The organism is Sphingomonas aurea (assembly GCF_030678875.1).
Taxonomy (GTDB): Bacteria; Pseudomonadota; Alphaproteobacteria; order Sphingomonadales; family Sphingomonadaceae; genus Sphingomonas; species Sphingomonas aurea.
This window is the reverse complement of the sequence record NZ_JAUUDS010000001.1, coordinates 560124-581456: the sequence shown is the minus strand read 5'-3', so window position 1 is coordinate 581456 and position 21333 is coordinate 560124. Positions and strand designations below refer to the sequence as shown.

Annotated in this window: 23 protein-coding genes; 10 read left to right on the top strand and 13 right to left on the bottom strand. The window is 69.7% G+C overall.

Going from position 1 to position 21333, the window contains the following annotated elements; all coding sequences use genetic code 11:
- Positions 1-75: 75 nt before the first annotated feature.
- From ntrC to dusB, 3 genes are read right to left on the bottom strand one after another with little or no spacing between them, the layout of a single operon-like run.
- Complete coding sequence (gene ntrC / locus Q5H91_RS03020; RefSeq protein ID WP_305171731.1) at positions 76-1500, bottom strand: nitrogen regulation protein NR(I); 1425 nt, start codon at positions 1498-1500, stop codon at positions 76-78.
- Positions 1497-2555 carry a two-component system sensor histidine kinase NtrB gene (locus tag Q5H91_RS03015; RefSeq protein WP_305171730.1) on the bottom strand — a complete coding sequence of 353 codons (1059 nt, stop codon included), beginning with the start codon at positions 2553-2555 and terminating at the stop codon, positions 1497-1499. Before Q5H91_RS03015 ends, ntrC begins: the two co-directional genes overlap by 4 nt.
- Complete coding sequence (gene dusB, locus Q5H91_RS03010; RefSeq protein WP_305171729.1) at positions 2542-3540, bottom strand: tRNA dihydrouridine synthase DusB; 999 nt, start codon at positions 3538-3540, stop codon at positions 2542-2544. Before dusB ends, Q5H91_RS03015 begins: the two co-directional genes overlap by 14 nt.
- A gap of 82 nt (positions 3541-3622) precedes the next feature.
- Between dusB and Q5H91_RS03005 the strand changes: the two genes are divergently transcribed.
- From Q5H91_RS03005 to Q5H91_RS02995, 3 genes are read left to right on the top strand one after another with little or no spacing between them, the layout of a single operon-like run.
- Positions 3623-4774 (top strand): bifunctional 2-C-methyl-D-erythritol 4-phosphate cytidylyltransferase/2-C-methyl-D-erythritol 2,4-cyclodiphosphate synthase, encoded by a 1152-nt coding sequence (locus Q5H91_RS03005; RefSeq protein WP_305171728.1) that lies wholly within the window; start codon positions 3623-3625, stop codon positions 4772-4774.
- Positions 4771-5292, top strand: coding sequence for a hypothetical protein (locus Q5H91_RS03000; protein WP_305171727.1), 522 nt, complete (start codon positions 4771-4773; stop codon positions 5290-5292). Before Q5H91_RS03005 ends, Q5H91_RS03000 begins: the two co-directional genes overlap by 4 nt.
- 10 nt (positions 5293-5302) lie before the next feature.
- The gene (locus Q5H91_RS02995) at positions 5303-5815 is read left to right on the top strand and encodes a CinA family protein (protein ID WP_305172370.1); all 513 of its coding nucleotides are present in this window, start codon (positions 5303-5305) and stop codon (positions 5813-5815) included.
- On the opposite strand, the gene Q5H91_RS02990 is transcribed toward Q5H91_RS02995, so the two are convergent.
- A complete protein-coding gene (locus tag Q5H91_RS02990; RefSeq protein WP_305171726.1) occupies positions 5767-6234 on the bottom strand; it encodes a type II toxin-antitoxin system RatA family toxin in 468 nt (155 codons plus the stop codon). The two genes, Q5H91_RS02995 and Q5H91_RS02990, sit on opposite strands and share 49 nt — an antisense overlap.
- Before the next feature lie 7 nt (positions 6235-6241).
- Complete coding sequence (gene lipA, locus Q5H91_RS02985) at positions 6242-7183, bottom strand: lipoyl synthase (RefSeq protein ID WP_305171725.1); 942 nt, start codon at positions 7181-7183, stop codon at positions 6242-6244.
- Positions 7184-7373: 190 nt separating this feature from the next.
- Here lipA and Q5H91_RS02980 point away from each other — a divergent pair, with 190 nt between their 5' ends.
- The gene (locus Q5H91_RS02980) at positions 7374-8003 is read left to right on the top strand and encodes a carbonic anhydrase (protein WP_305171724.1); all 630 of its coding nucleotides are present in this window, start codon (positions 7374-7376) and stop codon (positions 8001-8003) included.
- A gap of 51 nt (positions 8004-8054) precedes the next feature.
- On the opposite strand, the gene aspS is transcribed toward Q5H91_RS02980, so the two are convergent.
- On the bottom strand, positions 8055-9875 hold the full coding sequence (aspS, locus tag Q5H91_RS02975) for an aspartate--tRNA ligase (RefSeq protein ID WP_305171723.1): 1821 nt from the start codon (positions 9873-9875) through the stop codon (positions 8055-8057).
- 173 nt (positions 9876-10048) lie between these two features.
- Between aspS and rnd the strand changes: the two genes are divergently transcribed.
- Positions 10049-11224, top strand: a complete 1176-nt coding sequence (rnd, locus tag Q5H91_RS02970) for a ribonuclease D (RefSeq protein WP_305171722.1) — start codon at positions 10049-10051, stop codon at positions 11222-11224.
- Positions 11221-11505 carry an I78 family peptidase inhibitor gene (locus tag Q5H91_RS02965; RefSeq protein WP_305171721.1) on the top strand — a complete coding sequence of 95 codons (285 nt, stop codon included), beginning with the start codon at positions 11221-11223 and terminating at the stop codon, positions 11503-11505. The genes rnd and Q5H91_RS02965 overlap by 4 nt, the downstream gene beginning before the upstream one ends.
- On the opposite strand, the gene Q5H91_RS02960 is transcribed toward Q5H91_RS02965, so the two are convergent.
- The 4 genes from Q5H91_RS02960 to Q5H91_RS02945 are packed head-to-tail and all read right to left on the bottom strand — an operon-like array spanning position 11506 to position 16995.
- Positions 11506-12993: a Ppx/GppA family phosphatase gene (locus Q5H91_RS02960; protein WP_305171720.1), complete on the bottom strand. Its 1488-nt coding sequence runs from the start codon at positions 12991-12993 to the stop codon at positions 11506-11508.
- Complete coding sequence (locus Q5H91_RS02955; protein ID WP_305171718.1) at positions 12990-15146, bottom strand: RNA degradosome polyphosphate kinase; 2157 nt, start codon at positions 15144-15146, stop codon at positions 12990-12992. Before Q5H91_RS02955 ends, Q5H91_RS02960 begins: the two co-directional genes overlap by 4 nt.
- Positions 15143-15778 (bottom strand): HdaA/DnaA family protein, encoded by a 636-nt coding sequence (locus Q5H91_RS02950; RefSeq protein ID WP_305171717.1) that lies wholly within the window; start codon positions 15776-15778, stop codon positions 15143-15145. Before Q5H91_RS02950 ends, Q5H91_RS02955 begins: the two co-directional genes overlap by 4 nt.
- Complete coding sequence (locus Q5H91_RS02945) at positions 15778-16995, bottom strand: heavy-metal-associated domain-containing protein (protein ID WP_305171716.1); 1218 nt, start codon at positions 16993-16995, stop codon at positions 15778-15780. The genes Q5H91_RS02950 and Q5H91_RS02945 overlap by 1 nt, the downstream gene beginning before the upstream one ends.
- A gap of 63 nt (positions 16996-17058) precedes the next feature.
- Between Q5H91_RS02945 and purM the strand changes: the two genes are divergently transcribed.
- From purM to Q5H91_RS02925, 4 genes are read left to right on the top strand one after another with little or no spacing between them, the layout of a single operon-like run.
- Positions 17059-18165, top strand: a complete 1107-nt coding sequence (purM, locus tag Q5H91_RS02940; protein WP_305171715.1) for a phosphoribosylformylglycinamidine cyclo-ligase — start codon at positions 17059-17061, stop codon at positions 18163-18165.
- Positions 18158-18718: a phosphoribosylglycinamide formyltransferase gene (gene purN / locus Q5H91_RS02935; protein ID WP_305171714.1), complete on the top strand. Its 561-nt coding sequence runs from the start codon at positions 18158-18160 to the stop codon at positions 18716-18718. The genes purM and purN overlap by 8 nt, the downstream gene beginning before the upstream one ends.
- Positions 18715-19080: an MmcQ/YjbR family DNA-binding protein gene (locus Q5H91_RS02930; RefSeq protein ID WP_305171713.1), complete on the top strand. Its 366-nt coding sequence runs from the start codon at positions 18715-18717 to the stop codon at positions 19078-19080. The genes purN and Q5H91_RS02930 overlap by 4 nt, the downstream gene beginning before the upstream one ends.
- Complete coding sequence (locus Q5H91_RS02925) at positions 19077-19682, top strand: hypothetical protein (RefSeq protein WP_305171712.1); 606 nt, start codon at positions 19077-19079, stop codon at positions 19680-19682. The genes Q5H91_RS02930 and Q5H91_RS02925 overlap by 4 nt, the downstream gene beginning before the upstream one ends.
- A gap of 83 nt (positions 19683-19765) precedes the next feature.
- Here the strand turns inward: Q5H91_RS02925 and Q5H91_RS02920 are convergent, their stop codons facing one another.
- The 3 genes from Q5H91_RS02920 to Q5H91_RS02910 all read right to left on the bottom strand — a co-directional run bounded on the left by Q5H91_RS02920 (position 19766) and on the right by Q5H91_RS02910 (position 21254).
- A complete protein-coding gene (locus Q5H91_RS02920) occupies positions 19766-20308 on the bottom strand; it encodes a GNAT family N-acetyltransferase (protein WP_305171711.1) in 543 nt (180 codons plus the stop codon).
- 10 nt (positions 20309-20318) lie between these two features.
- Positions 20319-20741 (bottom strand): nucleoside-diphosphate kinase, encoded by a 423-nt coding sequence (gene ndk, locus Q5H91_RS02915; RefSeq protein ID WP_305171710.1) that lies wholly within the window; start codon positions 20739-20741, stop codon positions 20319-20321.
- Positions 20742-20813: 72 nt separating this feature from the next.
- Positions 20814-21254 carry a DNA polymerase III subunit chi gene (locus Q5H91_RS02910; protein WP_305171709.1) on the bottom strand — a complete coding sequence of 147 codons (441 nt, stop codon included), beginning with the start codon at positions 21252-21254 and terminating at the stop codon, positions 20814-20816.
- Positions 21255-21333 lie beyond the last annotated feature (79 nt).

Genomic DNA, 21333 nt, shown 5'->3' with positions numbered 1-21333 from the left:
AGCCAAGCCACACAAAAACGCCGCCGTGCCGGGTTGGGACGCTGGAGGCGTGCAATCAGCACTTTGCGGTATGACTTACTTGAGAATGTCGATGTTCAGCTCGGTCAATCGCTTGCGCAGCGTATTGCGGTTGATGCCCATCGCGCGGGCGGCGCGTAGCTGGTTCTGGCCGTGGCGGGCGAGCATGGTCAGGATCAGCGGCCGCTCGACCTCGCCGATCACGCGTTCGTAGAGCGAACCATCGTCGAGCGCGCCGGGCCGCTCGCGCGCGATGCGGTCGATCAGGGCGCGGACGGCGGCGGCGATATCCCCGTCGCTGGTCGCCGCGCCGGTCGCCGCGTCGACTCCGCTGGCGCCGAGCATGGCGCGAACGCCGTCCCCGTCGATCACCTCGTCGCGTGCCAGCACCGCGAGGCGGCGCATCAGGTTTTCCAGCTCACGCACGTTGCCGGGCCAGTCGTGCGCCTCCAGCGCCGCGACCGCATCAGGCGCGAGGCGGCGGCGGGGCAGGCCCTGCTCGGCGGCGCGGCCCAGGAAATGCTGGGCGAGGAGCGCAACGTCCGGCCCGCGTTCCCGCAGCGCCGGCAGGGCGACGGGAACGACGTTGAGGCGGTAGAACAGGTCCTCCCGGAACTGGCCGGTGCGAACCTGGTCGGTCAGGTCGCGGTTGGTCGCGGCGACGATGCGCACGTCGGCGCGGATCGTGCGACTGCCGCCGACGGTCGTGAACTCGCCGGTCTGGAGCACGCGGAGCAGGCGGGTCTGTGCCTCCAGCGGCATGTCCCCGATCTCGTCGAGGAACAAGGTGCCGCCGCCCGCCTGCTCGAACCGCCCCGCCGCGCGCTGGGCGGCGCCGGTGAAGGCGCCCCGCTCATGCCCGAACAGTTCCGCCTCGATCAGCTCGCGTGGGATCGCGGCCATGTTGATCGCGACGAACGGCCCGGCGCGACGATTGCCGAGATCGTGGACGGCGCGCGCGACCAGCTCCTTGCCGGTCCCCGACTCGCCCGAGACGAGCACGGTCAGGTCGTTGGACACGACGCGCGCGATGACCCGGTACACGTCCTGCATCGCGGGTGACCGCCCTATCAGCGGCAGGGCGGCGTCCTCGACCGCCTGTTCCGCCTCGGGCGCGGTGCCGCTGCGCGCCAGAGCGCCGGTCACGGCGCGGGTCAGCACATCGAGGTCGAACGGCTTGGGCAGGTATTCGTACGCCCCCGACTCGGCGGCGCGCACAGCGGTGGTCAGCGTGTTGCGCGCGGACATGATGATGACCGGCAGCCTTGGGAAGCGCTCCGCCACCTCGCGCATCCGGTCGATACCGTCGCCGTCGGGCAGCACGACGTCGCTGATGAGCACGTCGGGCGCTCCGGCGGCCAGTTGCCGATCGAGTTGGGTCAGGCTGTCGGCCGTCGCCACGCTGTGCCCGGCGCGGCGCAGCGCCTGGGCCACCACCGTGCGGATCGCGGCATCGTCGTCGCAGACCAGGATGTTGCTCATCCTTGTGCCCTTGGCAGGAGGAGACGGAGGATGGTCGCGGGCGGATCGCCCTCGCGCGCATATTGGACCAGCCCGCCCATGTCGCGGACCAGCTTGTCGACGAGCGCCAGGCCGAGCCCCTGCCCCTCCGGCTTGCCGGACACGAAGGGGTCGAACAGGTGCTCGACGATATCGGCGGGGGCGCCGGGGCCGTTGTCGATGACGCAGACCTCGATCGGAAGCGGCACGCGCTGGCCGCCGTCGGAGCGGGTGATGCCGTGGCGGTAGCCGGTGGTAATCGTCAACAGCGGCTCGCGCACGCCGGCAACGGCCTCGCGGGCGTTCTTCAAGAGGTTGATGAGCACCTGGGTCAGCGCGTCGCGGTTGACCAGTGCCAGCGGGAGCGACGGATCGTAGCGCTCCTCGATCCGCACCCCGCGCGCAAACCCGGCCTGCGCGACGCCGCGGACATGCGCCAGCAGCGGGTAGATATTCTCGCCCGACAGCGGCAGCGGGCGGGTGTCGCCGAATTCCTGCATCCGGTCGATCAGCCCCGCGATGCGATCGACCTCGGTGGTGATGAGACAGGTCAGCTCGCCCGGGCCGAGCAGTTGCGCGGCACCGCGGATACCGGACAGCGGGTTGCGGATCTCGTGCGCCAGCATCGCCGCCGCGCCCACCGCCGCCCGCGCGCCGGAGGAGCGATCGCTCGACTGGGCAAGGCGGCGCGATCCGGCCGCGTTGTGGAGCGTCACGACGCGCCAGCCAGGATGGTCGGCGATACCGGTTTCGACGAAGTCCACCCGCATGCGAATGCCTCTGACCGTCTCGATGGCGATGTCATAGACCGCGAAACCGAAGCCGTCCCCCGCCTCCAGCCCCTGCGGCGGCGGCAGGATGGCGGCGAGCGGCTGGCCCAGCATCAGCCGCTCCGACACGCACAGCATCTGCTCGGCGACGGCATTGGCGTGGGTGATGCGGTCGTCAGGATCGATCACCAGCACCGCGACTGGCAGCGCGGCGAACAGCTCGGCATAATCCGGACGGTCGCCGGGTACCGGCTCAGGCTGCGGCAAGGCGGCGCCAGGGGGCGTAGAACTCGGCGAGCATCGCCTTCACGCGGTCGGCACCCGGCTCCTGGTTGACCGCGTTGCGGAACTCGGCCGATCCCGGCAGTCCCTTGGTATACCAGCCGATATGCTTGCGGGCCATGTTGACGCCGGTGAAGCTGCCATAGTGGGACAGCATCGCCTCATAATGCTCGACGATGATGCGGTACTGCTCGTCCAGATCGGGATCGGGTACACGCCGCCCCTCCGCCAGCCAGGTCATCACCTGCCTCAGCAGCCAGGGCCGGCCATAGGCACCCCGCCCGATCATCAGCCCGTCGGCTCCCGACTGGTCGAGGGCCGCCTCGGCGTCCTCGATCGAACAGATGTCGCCGTTGACGATGACCGGGATCGACACCGCCTGCTTCACGCCCGCGACGAAGCGCCAGTCGGCCTGCCCCTTGTACATCTGGTTGCGGGTGCGACCGTGGACCGTGACCATGCGGACGCCCAGATCCTCGGCGATGCGGGCCAGCTCGGGCGCGTTCAGGCTGTCGTGGCACCAGCCCATCCGCATCTTGAGCGTCACCGGCGCGGACACCGCCTTCACCACCGCACGGACCAGCTCTGCGGCGAGCTTCAGGTCGCGCATCAGCGCGGAGCCAGCGTCGCCGTTCGTCACCTTCCGGACAGGACAGCCCATGTTGATGTCGATGATCGCGGCGCCGCGATCCTCGGCGAGCTTCGCCGCCTCACCCATCTCGTACGGGGTGCAGCCGACGAGTTGCATCGACACCGGCTCTTCCGACAGGTGCCACGCCGCCTTCTGGATCGACTGGCGCGTCTCGCGGATCGCCGCCTGACTGGCGATCATCTCGGTGACGTTCAGGCCCGAACCGTAGCGGCGGACGAGCGTACGGAACGGCATGTCGGTGACGCCGGTCATCGGTGCGAGCACGACCGGGCAGTCGATCCGGACGGGTCCGATCTGGATGGGAGAGAGGGTGCGCATCGATCTGCCTGAAAAACGGGCACTCTCTACGCGCTGTGCCCCGCGCTGGCAAGCTGCGGCCGAGCACGCTAGGCGGCGGCGGATGACCAACGCCCCCGCCCCGCGCACCGCCGCCCTGATCGTCGCCGCCGGGCGCGGCCTGCGCGCGGGGACTGCGCTACCCAAGCAATATGCGCCTGTTGCCGGACAGCCGATGCTGGCGCACGCCTATCGCGCCTTTGCCGAGCATCCGGGGATCGACACGGTGCTGGTGATGGTCGCGGAGGGGCAGCAGGCGATGGCGCGCGACGCCGTCGGAGCGGACGCGCGGATCGGTGTCGGCGGGGTGCTACGGCTCGATACGGTGAGGATCGGGCTGGACCTGCTCGGATCGGAGACGACGCGGGTGCTGGTGCATGACGCAGCGCGGCCGTTCGTGCCGGCCGGGGTGATCGACCGCGTGCTGGCGGCGCTTGACGAGGCGGATGGCGCGGTGCCGACGCTCGCGGTGGTCGACACGCTCAACCGCGAGGACGGCACGCTGGTGCCACGCGCGGGGCTGCACCGGGTCCAGACGCCGCAGGGCTTCCGCATCGCCGTGCTGGCCCGCGCCCACGCCGCCTGGCCCGCGGGCGAGGATGCCAGCGACGATGCGCAGATGGTGCGGGCGCTTGGCGGACGGGTCGAGTTGGTGCAGGGCGACGCGATGCTGGAAAAAGTGACCTATCCCGAAGACTTCGCCGCCGCCGAGGCCCGTATCCGCTGGGAAACGCGATCGGCGAGCGGCTTCGACGTGCACCGGCTGGAAGCGGGCGAGGAGCTATGGCTGGGCGGTGTCCTGATCCCGCATGATCGCGGCCTGTCCGGGCATTCCGACGCCGACGTCGTGCTCCACGCACTGACCGACGCGCTGCTCGGCACCATCGCCGCCGGTGACATCGGCACCCACTTCCCGCCGAGCGACCCGCAGTGGCGCGGGGCGGCATCCGACCAGTTCCTGGCCCATGCCGCGACACTGATCGCCGACAAGGGCGGGCGGATCGACTTCGTCGACCTGACGATCCTGTGCGAGGCGCCCAAAATTGGCCCGCACCGCGCCGCGATGATCGCGCGGATCGCGGAGATCCTGACGATCGATCCCGCGCGGGTCAGCGTCAAGGCGACGACGACGGAGCGGCTGGGCTTCACCGGCCGCGAGGAGGGGATCGCGACGCAGGCGATCGCCACGGTCAGCCTGCCGGAGATGCCGCGATGAAGTCCCTGGCCATTCCGCTCGTAGCACTTGCGCTGCTCGCCCAGCCGGTCGCGGCGCAGGGCCGCTGCGTTACCGACGCGCAGGCCGAATCGCTGGCGCTGGTCGCCCTGCCCGAGATCATCCGCGAGACGGGCCGCGTGTGTTCGGCACGGCTACCCGCCGCCAGCCTGATCCGGCGCGCCGACAGCGACCTGATCGCGCGCTATCAGGCGGCGGCCGACCGCGCCTGGCCGGCGGCGAAGACGGCGATCGGGCAGTTGAGCGACCCGGCGGTCGTCATGCTGCTCGATTCGGAATACGCGCGGCCCGTCATCGCCAGCGTGGTGGTGCCGCAGATCGTCGGTCGCATCGACCTGGCCGATTGCGGCACGATCGACCGGCTGGTGACCCAACTCGAACCGCTGCCGCCGCGCAACACCGCGTCGGTGGTCGTCACGGTGCTGCGCTATCTGAAGACGGACCGGGCGCGGGCCGGCAAGGCGGCGGTGCCGCAGCTGCCACTGTGCCCGGCACCGTGAGGGAATGATGATGGACACGCTGCTGCCGCCCGAGCTGATCGACCTTGCCGTCCGCGTGATCGAGGAGAACCGCGCCGCAGGTCGGCGCATCGCGGTCGCCGAGAGCTGCACCGGCGGGCTGGTCGCCGCCGCGCTGACCGAGGTGCCGGGATCGTCCGACGTGCTGGAGGCATCCGTCGTCACCTATTCGAACGAGGCGAAGTCGGCGCTGCTGAAGGTCAGCCGCGACGTGCTGGAGACGTTCGGCGCGGTGTCGGTCGCGGTCGCGTGGAGCATGGCGCGCGGCGCACAGGAGGCGACCGGTGCGGACGTGGCCGTCGCCATCACCGGTATCGCGGGGCCGGGCGGCGGATCGGAGAAGAAGCCGGTCGGCACCGTCGTCTTCGCGGTGGCAGAGAAGGGTGCGGACCCGGCCGATGTGCATGCCGATCGACGCCAGTTCGACCCCGACCTGGGCCGCGGTGCGATCCGGCTTCAGGCGGCGCTGTGCGCGCTGGAACTGCTGCTGCCGCCTGCCCCATAGAGTGCTGCTGCACGCGTTTCGAACGCCCCGATCATCTTGCGCAGCGCCGCGCCGAAGACCTGCCCCGCCAGCATCTCGAACACCCGGTTCTTGAAGGCGAAATCGACCGCGAAATCGACCGCGCAGCCGCCCTCCTCGGCGCGGAAGCGCCAGTCGTTGCGGAGATATTTCAGCGGGCCGTCGACATAATCGACGCTGATCCGCTCGGCGCGGACCTTCTCGACCCGGCTGGTGAAGGTTTCGCGCAGGCCCTTGAAGCCGACGATCATGTCGGCCAGCGTCTCGGTCTCGCTGTCCTTGCGCACGCGCATCGCCGTTACCCAGGGCAGGAACTCGGGATATCGCTTCACGTCGGCGACGAGGTCGAACATCTGCTCCGGCGTATAGGGCAGATGGCGGGTTTCCTGATGCTGCGGCATGAGCCCGTTACGCCTGCGCCCCGACCGGCCGGCGCGCGCCCAGCTTCGCCTCGCGCGCGGTGCGCAGCCGCTGGAAATCGTCGCCGGCATGGTAGCTCGACCGGGTCAGCGGCGACGAGGCGACCAGCAGGAAGCCCTTGGCGCGAGCGATCCCGGCATAGGCGTCGAACGCTTTGGGCGTCACGAACTCCTGCACCTTCGCGTGCCTGGGCGTCGGCTGGAGATACTGGCCCATGGTCAGGAAATCGATGTCGGCCGAGCGCATGTCGTCCATGACCTGATGCACCTCCAGCCGCTCCTCGCCCAGCCCGAGCATCACGCCCGACTTGGTGAAGATCGACGGATCGTGGCGCTTCACGCTCTCCAGCAGGCGCAGCGACGCGTAGTAGCGCGCACCCGGCCGGATCGTGGGGTAGAGACGCGGCACGGTTTCGAGATTGTGGTTGTAGACGTCCGGCCGGGCCTCGACGATCGACTCGATCGCGGACTGCGCCTTGTTCCGGAAATCGGGGGTCAGGATCTCGATCGTGGTCGCCGGGTTGCTGCGGCGGATCGCCTGGATGACCTTCACGAACTGCGACGCGCCGCCATCGGGAAGGTCGTCGCGGTCGACAGAGGTAACGACGATGTGGCTGAGCCCCATCTGCGCGGCGGCATCGGCCACGTTCTGCGGCTCCATCGCGTCGACCGCGCGGGGCATGCCGGTCTTGACGTTGCAGAAGGCGCAGGCGCGGGTGCAGGTGTCGCCCAGGATCATGACGGTCGCGTGCTTCTTGGTCCAGCACTCGCCGATATTGGGGCAGGCCGCCTCTTCGCAGACAGTGGTCAGGCTCTTCGAGCGCATCAGCGCACGGGTGGCGGCGAAGCCCTCCGACGTCGGTGCCTTGACACGGATCCAGTCGGGCTTGCGCAGGCGCTCCGGGCGGGCGAGCGGCGTCATCTCGTTCATGCGCGCCAGATAGGGCGGGTGCCGGCAAAAGTCACGGCCAACGCGACTTTCCAATCACCGACATGACAGACTTGTCATGTTTCAACCCGCTGGGGTATCGGGACGCCGCACGCCATGGAACGGCTCGCCTCGCGGGCGGTTCGATGGCAATCGGCCGGTTCGGCCTCATCCCCAAGGAGCATGACAGACGATGACCGACTTCTCCGACCTGATCGACGGCTATTACCGGTTCCGCGGCAATGAGTGGCTGGAGGAGAAGCAGCGCTGGAGCGAACTCGCCAGCGGGCAGGAGCCGAAGGTGATGATTATCGCCTGTTCCGACAGCCGCGTGGAGCCAGCGACGATCTTCGGGTCGCGGCCCGGCGAGGTGTTCGTGGTGCGCAACGTCGCGGCGCTGGTGCCGCCGTTCGACGCCTCGGGCGGCCTGCACGGCGTGTCGGCGGCGGTCGAGTTCGCGGTGACCAAGCTGAAGGTCGAAGAGATCGTGGTGCTGGGCCATGGCGCCTGCGGTGGCGTCAACGCCGCGCTGACCCAGAGCCTGGCCGATGCCAAGCCGGGCGAAGGCGGCTTCGTCGCCGAGTGGATCGGCCTGCTGAAGGAGGCGCGCGATAAGGTCGCCGCCGAGCACGGCACCGGCCCCGAGGGCCAGAGCGCGCTGGAGCAGGCGGGCGTCCAGGTGTCTATCGCCAACCTGAAGACCTTCCCCTTCATCCAGCAGGCGCTGGATGCGGGCGAGTTGAAGATCCATGGCGCGGTCTTTGCCATCGCCGACGGCAAGCTGCGCGTGCTGCAGGACGGCGGGCAGTTCGAGGCGGCGTGACGAGGCACCGGGCAGGGATGATCCCTGCCCGGCTTGTCCCGGCAGAACGTATTACTGCGCCGAGGGCGCCACCGTCACCGCGACGTTGGCGGCCTTGGACGCCTCGGCCGTGGAACGCAGGCTCAACTCGCGCAGCTGCTTCAGGCTGGCCGGGCTGGGTGCGGCCATCAGCAGGTCCTCGGCGCGCTGGTTCATCGGGAACAGCGTGATCTCGCGCAGGTTCTGGGCGCCGCAGATCAGCATGACGATCCGGTCAACGCCCGCCGCCATGCCGCCGTGCGGCGGGGCGCCGTACTGGAAGGCGCGGTAGAGGCCGCCGAACCGCTCCTCCACATCGGCCTTGGACAGGCCGACCAGCTCGAACGCCTTGACCATCAGCTCGGGCGACTGGTTGCGGATCGAGCCCGACGCGATCTCGTACCCGTTGCAGACCAGATCGTATTGGTACGCCTTGATCGACAGCGGATCGGCGCCGGTCAGCGCCTCCATCCCGCCCTGCGGCATCGAGAATGGGTTGTGGGCGAACTCGACCTTCTTCTCGTCCTCGTCCCACTCGTAGAAGGGGAAGTCGACGATCCAGCACAGCCGGAACGCGCCCTGCTCGATCAGGCCGAGCTGCTCGGCGACGCGGGTGCGCGCGGCACCGGCGAGCTTGGCCGCCTGCGCCGCCTTGCCGGCTGCGAAGAACAGCCCGTCGTCGGGGCCGAGACCGAGCGCGGCATAGATCGCCTCCATCCCCTCGGTGCCGTGATTCTTGGCAATCGGACCGCCAAACTCACCGCCCTTGCGGGTGACGTAGCCGAGGCCGGCATGACCCTCGGCGCGCGCCCACTCGTTCATCTCGTCGAAGAACTTGCGGCTCTTGTCGGCGGTAGCTGGCGCCGGGATGGCGCGGACGACGTCGCCGCCGCCGACGATCCGCTCGAACAGGCCGAAACCAGAGGTACGGAAATGCTCCGACACGTCGGTAATGACGAGCGGGTTGCGCAGATCGGGCTTATCGCTGCCGTATTTCAGCATCGCCTCGTCATAGGGGATGCGCGGGAACTTGCCCGAAGGCGTGACGGCGCGACCATCGGCGAAGCTCTCGAAGATGCCGCCGATCACCGGCTCCATCGTCTCCCACACCTCTTCCTGGGTGACGAAGCTCATCTCCAGGTCGAGCTGGTAGAATTCACCCGGCAGCCGGTCGGCGCGGGGATCCTCGTCGCGGAAGCAGGGAGCGATCTGGAAATAGCGGTCGAAGCCGGCGACCATCAGCAGCTGCTTGTACTGCTGCGGCGCCTGCGGCAGCGCGTAGAACTTGCCGGGATGGATGCGGCTGGGCACCAGGAAGTCGCGCGCGCCCTCCGGCGAGGAGGCGGTCAGGATCGGCGTGGAATATTCGGTGAAGCCCGCCGTTTCCATGCGGCGGCGCATGTCCGAGATCACCCGGGTGCGGCGGACGATGTTGGCGTGCAGCGTCTCGCGCCGCAGGTCGAGGAAGCGGTAGCGGAGGCGGATGTCCTCCGGGTATTCCTGCTCGCCGGCAACGGGCATCGGCAGCTCGTCGGCAGCCGACAGGATCGTGGCGCCGCGGGCGAAGACCTCGATCTCGCCTGTCGCCAGGTTGGCGTTCACCGTGCCGGCGCTGCGCGCCTTCACGCTGCCGTCGATCGTCACGACCGATTCGACGCGCACCGCCTCCAGCACCGCCAGTGCCGGCGAATCGCTGTCGGCGACGATCTGGGTGATCCCGTAATGATCGCGCAGGTCGACGAACAGCACGCCGCCATGATCGCGCTTGCGATGGACCCAGCCGGACAGGCGGACGGTGTCGCCGACATTGCCGGCGGTCAGCGCGGCGCAGGTGTGGGTGCGGTAGGCGTGCATCGGGTTCTTCTTTTCTTCGTCACCCCAGCGCAGGCTGGGGTCTCATGGGGCAAGGGTGCCGCCCCGCGCCGAAAGATGCCAGCCTTCGCTGGCATGACGGGTTGGGAGATGATGCGCCCTCCCCTTCCCACCCCCTCTTTGTCAACCCGCACGCACGTCGCTATGGGCGACAGATGCATATCCACCCGCTCGTCACCGACAGTGCCACGCTCGCCAATCTCTGCGCCCGGCTTTCCCAGGCGGACTTCGTCGCGATCGACACCGAATTCATGCGCGAGAGTACCTATTGGCCGGAACTCTGCCTGATCCAGATCGCCGATACCGAGGAGGCGGCAGCGATCGATCCGATGGCACCGGGGCTGGACATGACTCCGCTCCTCGACCTGCTGGTCCATAACGAGGACGTGTTGAAGGTCTTCCACGCCGGCGGGCAGGATATCGAGATCGTCTACAACCTGACCGGCAAGACCCCGCACCCGCTGTTCGACACGCAGGTGGCGGCGATGGCGCTGGGTCAGGGCGAGCAGATCGGCTATTCCAACCTTGTCGACAGCTGGCTGGGGATCAGCATCGACAAGGGCGCGCGCTTTACCGACTGGTCCAGGCGTCCACTCGACGCGCGGCAGATCGAATATGCGATCGGCGACGTCACCCATCTGGCGCGGATCTTCCCCAAGATGCTGGAGCGGCTGCGCACCACCGGGCGCGGCGCGTGGCTGGACCAGGAAATGGAGCGGCTGGCCGATCCCGCCCACTATGCCAACGATCCCGATCTGGCGTGGAAGCGCGTGCGTATCTCCGGCCGCAAGCCCGAAGTGCTCGGCCGGCTGAAGGCACTGGCGCGCTGGCGCGAGCTGGAAGCGCAGGCCAAGGACCTGCCGCGCGGCCGCATCGTCAAGGACGAGACGCTGGGCGACCTTGCCGGCAACCCGCCGCGCAAGCAGGCTGATCTCGCCAAGGTGCGCGGCCTGTCGGCGACCTGGGCAGGCAACGACATCGGTGCGCGGCTGATGGCGGCGATCGAGGGCGCAGGGCCGCTGCCCGCCGACGAGCTGCCGCCCCGCGATGACCGCAAGCCGGGGCTGGGCAAGGACGGCGCGCTGGTCGCCGACCTGCTGAAGCTGCTGCTGAAGATTCGCGCGCGCGACATCGACGTTGCCTCGAAACTGCTGGCGCGCAGCGACGAGCTGGAGGCGCTGGCCGCGGGATCGCGTAAGGGGCTACCGATGCTGGAGGGCTGGCGTTACGACCAGTTCGGGCGCGACGCGGTGGATCTGGTCGAGGGTCGACTGGGTTTTGCCGTCAAGGGTGGCCGACTGACGATGACCCGGACGGAGGATGTGGCATGAAGACGCCGATCATCGCTGGCCTGCTGCTTGCCGCCGGCTGCGCGCCGGTCGCCCCAGTCGAGCCGCCGCGTGGACCCTGCATGGTCGACGAGGCGCTGCGGATGCGCTTCGTCGGCACGAAGTTCCGGATGACCATGCGCGAGACGATCCAGCGCGCCGCCAATGCCCGCACCGCCCGCATCCTGCGCCCCGACGACGCGGCGACGATGGATTATCGCGAGGACCGGCTGAACATCCTGCTCGACGATGGCGGGCAGGTCGACGGCCTGCGCTGCGGCTGACTAGCCGAGTATCGCCGCCCGGTTCATGATCCCGGCCAGCGCGACGTGGCGGCGCTCGGTCGTTTCGGCGTAGAGCGGCCGGTCGGCGTCCGCGAGGGTCAGCGTCACCGCGTCGCCACTCAGCGACAGCGAGGAGCGGGCGAGCGGGCCCGCCAGTCCGCTCGACAGGCGCTGGCCCAGGCGAATTGCCAGACCCCAGATCACCGCCTGCCGCAGCGCCTCTGCCCCGGCCAGCCGCTGGAGCGGGTCGGGGATCGCGGTTCCCCCGCCCAGACTGGTGAACAGCGCCTGCGCCAGCATCGCGCGCTCGGCCGCCTCCATCGCGACCCAATTGCCGTGGAGCGCGATCTCCAGCCCGCGCTCGGCGCGGAACTCGGGATTGGCGCGCCAGCCGACATCGGCGAGCAGGCAGGCGGCATGGCGGATGCGCGCGAGGCGGGCGGGCTGGTCGGCGAACAGCGGCGCGATCCATCGGTCCAGCAGGTCGCCATGTTCGGGAAAGCGGCCGAGGATACGGCCCTCCTCGCGCGCGGCGACGATCAGCGGGTCGAGCGCGCGGGTCTGCTCGTCCAGCGCGCCGTAGAGCAGCCCCTCGCGAAGGCCATAGGCGGAGACGATGGTGGTACGGCTGCCCAGTCGGCGGATCAGCACGCCGAGCAGCGCGCCGGCATCGGCGAGCGTGCTCGCCCGGCCCGACGACAGGCCGGGCACGGTGCGCAGCTTCGCCTTGGTAAGATGCGAGACGCTGCGGCCGAGGCGCGCGATCGTCTCCGGCGACAGGCAATATTGGTGCGCGATCGGCAGCGGATAACCGGACTGCGCCATGTCGAGCCGGGCGAGCGCGCGCCAAGATCCGCCAACGAGGTAGAAGGGCAGGCCCGCCCCCTGCCCCGTCCAGCCGGCATCGGCGATCAGCCGCGACACCTTGCTGTCTAGCGCCTTGCCGCGGATCCCGGCGATGCGCAGCACGCCGAGCGGGAAGGACACGCGCTTCTCCACCGCGCCGGCGCGCACGCGGACCAGTTCCAGGCTGCCACCACCCAGATCGCCGACGATGCCGTCGGCATCGGGGATGCCGGACAGGACGCCGAGGCCCGCGCCCACCGCCTCCTGCTCGCCGGTCAGTATCTCCACCTTCAGGCCGAGCGCCGTGGCGGCGGCGATCAGCTCCTGACCGTTGGCGGCGTCACGGACCGCGGCGGTGGCGACGGTGCGGACCGTCTCGACCTCCATCTCGCGCACCACCGCGGCGAACCGCGCGAGCGACTGCCGTGCCAGCGCCATCGCTGCGGCGTCGATGCTGCCCGTCGCTGCCAGCCCGCGGCCGAGCCCGGCCATGACCTTCTCGTTGAACAGCACGGCCGGCACCCGCGGCTGACCCTGGTAGACGACGAGGCGGACCGAGTTGGAGCCGATGTCGATGATCGCGACGCGCGGGGTGGCGGGCCGGGTCGCGCCCTCACCCACCAGCCGGCCGAGCAGGCTCATGAAATCGTCCGCAGCAGCAGGGTCGGCACCTTCTCCAGCGCCGCGCCGCGGCCCGACAGCGACGGGTTGGTCATGAAGTAGCGGTGGAGGTTGAACGGCCGCTCGCCGGGCACGATGCGGGTATATTCACCGTCCGGACCCAGGATCCAGCTCTGCTCGTCATCAAGGAGGTTGGCGACCATCACCTGGTCGAGGATCTGGTCGTGGACGGTGCGGTTGGTGATCGGCAGCATATATTCGACGCGGCGGTCGAAGTTGCGCGGCATCCAGTCGGCCGACGAGATGAACAGCTTGGCGCCGTCGTTCGGCAGCGCCTTGCCCGCGCCGAACGCCCAGATGCGGCTATGCTCCAGAAAGCGGCCGACGATCGACTTGACGCGGATATTCTCCGACAACCCCTCCGTCTGCGGGCGCAGGCAGCAGATGCCGCGGATGATGAGGTCGATCTGCACGCCGGCGCCGCTCGCCTCGTACAGCTTGTCGATGATTGCGGGGTCGACCAGCGAGTTCATCTTGGCCCAGATCGCCGCCGGGCGGCCGGCGCGCGCCGCCGCGATCTCGTCGTCGATCAGCCCGGTCAGGCGACGGCGCAGACCGAGCGGCGACAGGCTGAGGCACTGCATGTCGCGCGGCTCGACATAGCCGGTGACATAGTTGAACATCTGCGCGGCATCGCGGCCGAGCTGCTGGTCGGCGGTGAAGTAGCTTATGTCCGTATAGATGCGTGCGGTCACCGGGTGATAATTGCCGGTGCCGAAATGGCAGTAGGTGCGGACCTGCCCGTTCTCGCGCCGCACGACCATCGACACCTTGGCATGCGTCTTCCAGTCGATGAAGCCGTAGACGACCTGCACCCCCGCCCGCTCCAGCTGCGATGCCCAGAGCAGGTTCTGCTCCTCGTCGAACCGCGCCTTCAGCTCGACGACCGCGGTCACCGACTTGCCCGCCTCGGCAGCGGCGACCAGCGCGTTGATGACGGCGGATTGTTTACCGGCGCGGTAGAGCGTCTGCTTGATCGCGATGACGTCGGGATCGGCGGCGGCCTGTTTCAGGAAGGCGAGCACCACCTCGAACGACTCGTACGGATGGTGGACGACGATGTCCTTGGCGCTGATCGCGGCGAAACAGTCGCCGTCGAACTCGCGGATGCGTTCGGGAAAACGCGGAGTCATCGGCGGGAACTTCAGGTCGGGGCGATCCTCGTCGACCAGCGCGTCGAGATCGGCGATGCCGAGCAGGTGGCCGCTCTCGGTGATGATCGCGTCGGTGCCGCCCAGCTCGCCCTTCAGCACGGCGGCGAGCGGATCGGGCATCCCCGTCTCCAGTTCGAGCCGAATGACGCGGCCGCGGCGGCGGCGCTTGATCGCCTTGGCGAAGTAGCGGACCAGATCCTCCGCCTCTTCCTCGATCTCGATGTCGCTGTCGCGCAATACGCGAAAGGCGGCGGCGCCGTGGACGACATAGCCGGGGAAGATCAGCGGCGCGAACCGCTTCACGATGGTCTCGACCGACACGTAGCGCGCCTCGTCGCCGGGCAGGCGGACGAAGCGGGGCGTGGTGGCGGGCAGCATCACCAGCTCGCGGATCGGCTCGCCATCGGCGATCCGCTCCAGGTCGAAGATCACCGACAGACCGCGATTGGGGATGAAGGGAAAGGGATGCGCCGGGTCGAGCGCCTGCGGCGTCAGGATCGGAAAGATCTGGTGGCGGAAATGATCCTCCAGCCAGTCGCTCGCCGCATCGTCGATCGCGTCGCGGCGCAGTACCCAGACGCCCGCCTCGTCGAGCAGCGTGCGCAGGTCGCCCCACACCGCCTGCTGGCTCTCCATCAGCCGGTCGGCCTCCGCGACGATCGCGCCCAGCTGCTGCCCCGGCGTCAGGCCGTCAGCGGAACGGCGATCGACGTCCTGCGCCTGCTGCCCCTTGAGGCCGGCGACGCGGACCATGAAGAACTCGTCGAGGTTCGACCCGCAGATCGAGAGGAAACGCAGCCGCTCCAGCAGGGGATGCGCGCCGTTGCACGCCTCTTCCAGCACCCGCCGGTTGAAGGCGAGCCAGGACAGCTCCCGATTGAAATAGCGGTCGTTGGGCTCGGCCGCGATCTCGTCGTCATCGACCACGGCAAGCGGGGCGATATGGGCGGGGCGGTTCATGCGTCCTCCAAAAAGCCGGGCGTGGCGCCGGCATCGATCAGGCCCGCTTCGATCAGCAGCGAGCGGGCAAGGGGAATGGTCAGACGGCGGCGGCGTTCCAGCGACACGCGGTCAAGCGCGTCGACGATCCGCTCGATCGCGGCGTGACTGCGCTCGGTCCGGGCGGCGAGCCAGTCGACCAGCTCGGCGGGCGCAGGCAGGCCGCGCCGCTCGACATGATGGGCCAGGAGGGCGCGAGCGAGGCTGTCGTCCGGTGGAGCGATCGTCGCCAGCGGACTGGCGGCAAGACGGGTGCGAAGGTCCGGCAACGCGACCGGCCAGGCAGGCGGCGCGGCGTCGGCGATCAGCAGCAGCGGGCGCTGCCGGTCCTGCGCGGCATTCCAGGCGTGGAACAATGACTCTTCCGGCTCGGCGGGCGCGTCGTCGATCACCACGCCGCCGGTCCGTGCCACGAACAGGCGGCCGAGCGTGCTGCGCCCCGAGCGTGGCGGACCGACGAGCAGCGCGGTGCCCACCGGCCACTCGCGCCATTCCTCCAGCATCCGCACCGCCGCCGCGTTGGATGGGGTGACCAGGAACACCGCGTCGCGCGGCTCCGCCGGCCAAGCGAGCGGCAGCGCCAGCTGGCTCATCAGCCGGGCCCGTCCTCGGCTGGCGTCGCGCGGCGGATGCGCAGCGTCGTGCCGGAACTCGCGACCTGATAGCCCCGCGCCTCCAGCTCGCGCTGCAGGGCGGCGGGATCGCCATCGACGACGACGCGCATCAGCGAGACGCCACCCAGCGCCAGGCTGCTGGTATCAGCGCTGCGCACGCCGGGAATGGCGCGGACCAGCGCCTCGGTATTGGCGACGCTGGCGGTGCCGGGCGTGTCGTATTGCACGGTCAGCGTCGTGCCGGTTGAAACCGCCAGGCCGGCACCCTCGCCGCCCTCCGCGATCAGCTCGGCCTCGGGCACCGGGGTCGGCGTGGCGTTGGGGTCGGGCGGTGGCGTCAGCGACGGATCGGCGCCGAGCCGGCCCTGCCGCAGCGCCTGCTGATAGAGCGCATCGATCCGCGCGACACCGGCGTCGAGCAGCTGCGGGATGCCGTCGGTACTGCCGACGCGCAGGGTGAAGCCGCCCAGCACCTCGTCATCGGGGCCGTGACGCGCCTGGAACACGCCGATCACCGGGCCACCCGGCCATTGGCGATAGAGGCGGACGCTCGGCACCAGCACGTCGGCGGCGCCATATTGATCGATGATCGTCCGCCACCAGCCGCGCCCCGGCCGGGTTACCTGGCCGACGTTCAGCAGCAGCGAATCGGGGCCGGTGCCGGCGGGGCGGACATAATCGACGGTGCTGTTGCCGGTGCGAAAGCGCGCCCAGGCCTGCTGCCACTCCGACCGTGCCTCGAACACCTGCCCGACGCCCGCAGACCATTGCACCGGCACGACCAGCATCGGCGACGAGCGATCCGCGTTCGGCGCGATGCCGAGCAGCGCACCGGCACGGTAGCGGTCGAACAGCACGCCCAGCCGCGCGATGTAGCGGGTGGGGCCGATCTGCTCGTTCTCGACGACGATGCCCGACACCATCTGGTCGAGCGTACCGTCCGACACCAGCGCGCCGCCGCCACCCAGCCGGCGCGACAGCTGCACCCACGCCTTGCGCTGGGCGAGGCGCCAGCCGGCGAGGCGCGCCGTCTCCGCGGTCTTGCCACCGACATCGACGGTGACGCCCGCCACCTCGAACGCGCCGCCGCCGTCGACCGGCGCGACGCCGCGGCTGCCCCCCTCGATCTGGGCGAGCGTGGCGCTTCCCGCGGCAAGGGCCGCGATGGCGACAAGGATCATCGACGAGCGGCGCATGCGAGGCGCCTTTTGCAGAAGCGGGCGTGGAAATCCAAGCGCGATATGGCTAGGCGCCGAACCATGAGCCAGAATGACGATTCCGCGACACCCTATACCTATGCCGATGCGGGGGTCTCGATCGCCGCGGGCAACGCGCTGGTGCGCGCAATTGCGCCGCTCGCACGCTCGACGCGGCGGCCGGGGGCAGACGCCGACCTGGGCGGGTTCGGCGGGATGTTCGACCTAAAGGCGGCGGGCTTTACCGATCCGCTGCTGGTTGCCGCCAACGACGGCGTCGGCACCAAGCTGAAGCTGGCGATCGAGTGGGATCGGCACGAGGGGGTCGGCATCGACCTGGTCGCGATGTGCGCCAACGACCTGATCGTCCAGGGCGCGGAGCCTTTGTTCTTCCTCGACTATTACGCCAGCGGCAAGCTGGAGGCGGGGATCGCGGAGCGGGTCATCGCCTCGATCGCGGAGGGGTGCAAACAGGCCGGCTGCGCGCTGATCGGCGGCGAGACGGCAGAGATGCCGGGCATGTACGCGGCGGGCGATTACGACCTGGCCGGCTTCTGCGTCGGCGCGGTGGAGCGCGAGCGGCTGCTGACCGGCGACCGGGTCGGGCCGGGCGACGTGATCCTGGGACTGGGCTCGTCGGGGGTGCATTCCAACGGCTTCTCGCTGGTGCGGCGACTCGCGGCCGATCTGGGCTGGAAGATGGATCGCCCCGCACTGTTCGATCAGGACCGGCTGCTGATCGACGCGCTGATGGCGCCGACGCGGATCTACGTCGCCAGCCTGCTGCCGCTGCTGCGCGAAGGCGCGATCAACGGCCTGGCGCATATCACCGGCGGCGGACTGCTGGAGAATGTGCCCCGCGTGCTGCCGAAGGACGCCCATGCGGTGATCGATGCCGATGGGTGGCCGCTGCCCCGCCTCATGGCGTTCCTGCAGGCGCAGGGTCGGATCGAGCCGGAGGAGATGGCGCGGACCTTCAACACCGGCATCGGCATGGTCGCGATCGTCGCCGAGGATCGTGCCGGCGCGGTGACGGCGGCGCTGGAGGCCGCGGGTGAGACGGTGTTCCGCATCGGCCGGGTCGAGTCGGGTGTTCGCGGCTGCACGGTGCGCGGCTCGGCGGAGACGTGGAGTGCGCGGGCGGACTGGTCTGCGACGCATCATGGCTGAGCCGGTCCGGGTCGGCATCCTGATCTCCGGCCGGGGATCGAACATGATGGCGCTGGTCGAGCAGGCACAGGGGTACGAGGTGGCGCTGGTCGCGTCCGACCGGCCGGATGCGGCCGGGCTGGCCTGGGCGCGCGAGCGCGGCATCGCCACCTTCGCGCTGTCGCCCAAGGGGATCGGCAAGGCGGGATACGAGGCCGAGATCGATGCGGCCCTGCGCGCGGCAGGGGTGCAGGTGATCGCGCTTGCCGGTTACATGCGGCTGCTGTCCGACGCGTTCGTCGCGCGCTGGCGCGAACGGATCGTCAATATCCATCCCTCGCTGCTGCCCCGCTACAAGGGGCTCGACACCCATTCCCGCGCGATCGCGGCGGGGGATGCGACGGCGGGCTGCTCGGTCCATGTCGTGACCGAGGAGCTGGATGGCGGCGCGGTGCTGGGGCAGGCCGAGGTTTCGATCCTGCCCGGCGATACCGCCGACACGCTGGCAGCACGGGTCCTGGTGGCCGAACATGCGTTATACCCGCGCATCCTGGCGGAGTATGTGAGCCGATGACCGACAGCCCCATCCTGCTGCGCGTCCGCGAACTGGCGCTGCTGCTGCCCGAGGTGGAGGAGCGGCCGAGCCATGGCCAGCCGACCTTCTTCGTCGCCGGCAAGCAGTTCGCGCAGGTGCGCGAGGATCATCACGGCGACGGACGGACCGTCGTGTGCGTCCGCACCAGCGGCACCGACGAGCAGGCGATGCTGATCGACGCCGCGCCCGACACGTACAGCCGTCCCGCCTATCTGGGGCCGAGCGGCTGGGTGAGCATCGATCTGGCCGGCGAGCCGGACTGGACCCTGGTCGAGGACCGGATCGCACGCAGCTGGGAGCTGGCGGCGCCGGCAGGACTGCTGGAGGCGGGCGGGCGATGAGCGATCCGACCCCGCAGGAACGCCGCGATGCGGCGGCGACCCGGCGACGCTGGGTGTCCCTGGCCGAGGCGGTGGCTGTGGCCGGCGTGCTGATCGGCGCGTTGACGCTGTGGATGAACTGGTCCGACCGCCGCGCGGATCAGGCGGACAAGGCGGCGACGCAGACCGCCGAATCGCGTGAGAAAGCGCGGGTCGAGCTGGTGGCGACCGTCGAGGATGGCGGCCGATCGCTGGCGCTGAAGGATGCGCGGCACGACCTGTCCGACGCTGTGGTCACCTTCCCCCAGGCGCTGGGCATCGCGGCGCAGCGTCCCTCCGGAGATCCGGCGATCGAGGCGGCGTGGTTTGCCGATCCGCTGCTGGCGCTGACCGACGGCGGCCCGGACGATCGTGCCGGGCGGCTGCCGGTGCTGGTGACGCTCCGCTACTGGGATGGCGACACGGCGCGAACGGCGACCGGGATCTATGACGTCGTGTGGAAGACCGAAGGCCGGGTCCTGCGCGGTCGTACGCTGCGGCTGGACGGGCTACGGCTGCGGCAGCGCGGCGGCACGCAGGCGCAGCTGGACGGCGCCTGGGCGCGCGAGAAGCCACGCACCTAGATCATCGACAGCGATCGGGTTGGGTCGCCGGACCGAAGTCATCCCGCCGCTAAGCGGGCGCCCGCAAGGGCAATAACGGTGGTTCAACCCGTTTGGGGAATGCCCTGGATCTGCCGGGCGTAGACGAGATCGTCGTGCCAGGTGGCACCGACCTTGAAGCGGCGGCGCTCGGCGACGACGAAACCCTGACGCTCGTAAAAGGCACAGGCGCGCGCGTTGCCGGCGAAAACGCCGAGCAGCATGCGGTTCGCACCCAATGCCCGCGCATCGTCCAGCGCCTGCTCCATCAGGGCGGCGCCCAGACCGGTGCTGCGCGCGGTGGACAGGGTATAGATGCGGCGCAGCTCGATATCGCCGGGGCCGGTATCGCCGACCTCCTGCGGAGCGGTCAGGACCGTATAGCCGACCGGCGCGGCGCCGTTTTCATGCTCGGCCAAGGTCACGACGCTGCCGAAATCCTCCGCCCAGGCGGCGAACGTCGCGGGCGCGCTCTTGGCGGTCAGGTGGGCGATGATATCCGCACCGGACAGAATACCGGCGAAGGTCTCGAGAAAGCTGGCCGCCGCGACCAGCGCGACTGCGGGCGCGTCCGCCGGGGACGCACGCCGCAGCCGCCAGTCGGTCATCAGCGCCCGATCAACCAACGATCTCTTCGGGCTTGAAGAAGTAAGCGATCTCGATCTCGGCATTCTCGTCGGAGTCCGAGCCGTGGACGCTGTTCGCCTCGATCGACTCGGCCAGCTCCTTGCGGATCGTGCCCGGCTCGGCATTGGCGGGGTTGGTCGCGCCCATCACGTCGCGGTTGCGCTGCATGGCGTTCTCGCCCTCCAGCACCTGCACGACGACCGGGCCGGAGATCATGAAGGTGACCAGGTCGTTGAAGAAGGGACGCTCGCGGTGGACGGCGTAGAAGCCCTCGGCCTGCTCGCGGGTCATCTGGATGCGCTTGGACGCGACGACGCGCAGGCCGGCCTCCTCCAGCATCTTGGTGACGGCGCCGGTCAGGTTGCGGCGGGTGGCATCGGGCTTGATGATCGAAAAGGTACGGTTCGCGGCCATGACGGTCACGGGCTCCCTGGATGAAGGTGTCGGAATGCGCGCCGCCCTAGTCGCGGGCGCGCGGCTTGGCAACTAGGCGGCCTGTTCCCAGCGGCCGCCGTCACCCTGTTTCCAATAACGCCGCTCGATCCCGTCGCGGCCGGCAAGCGCCTTCCACGCGAGGCGGGCGTCCTGGATACGGTCGTCGTCGAAGAAGTGGAAGGCGCGATCGAACGCCAGCGCGTCGTCGCGCCACACACCGTCGACCAGGGCGATGTGGCGGGCGCCGTTGGCGGCATCGGACGTGGCGGCGATCAGGATCGGCTGGTCGGCATCGTCGGGACCGCCCGTCTCTGCATGGGGCAGGAAGCTTTCGGGCGTATAGGCCCACAGATGCCGGTCGAGGTGGCGTCGCTGGTCCTCCGCACCGCTCACCACCAGCAGGCGCCCGCCGCCCGCCACGATCCGCTCGGCGATACGCGGCAGCGCGCGGTCGAGTGGGGTGGCGGTGAGGTGGTAGAAGTCGACCTGCATGTCCACGAGGGTAGCGCGGTGCGGCGAGTGGGTCACCTTCTACGTCATGCCGGGACGATCCCGGCATGACGATGGCAGC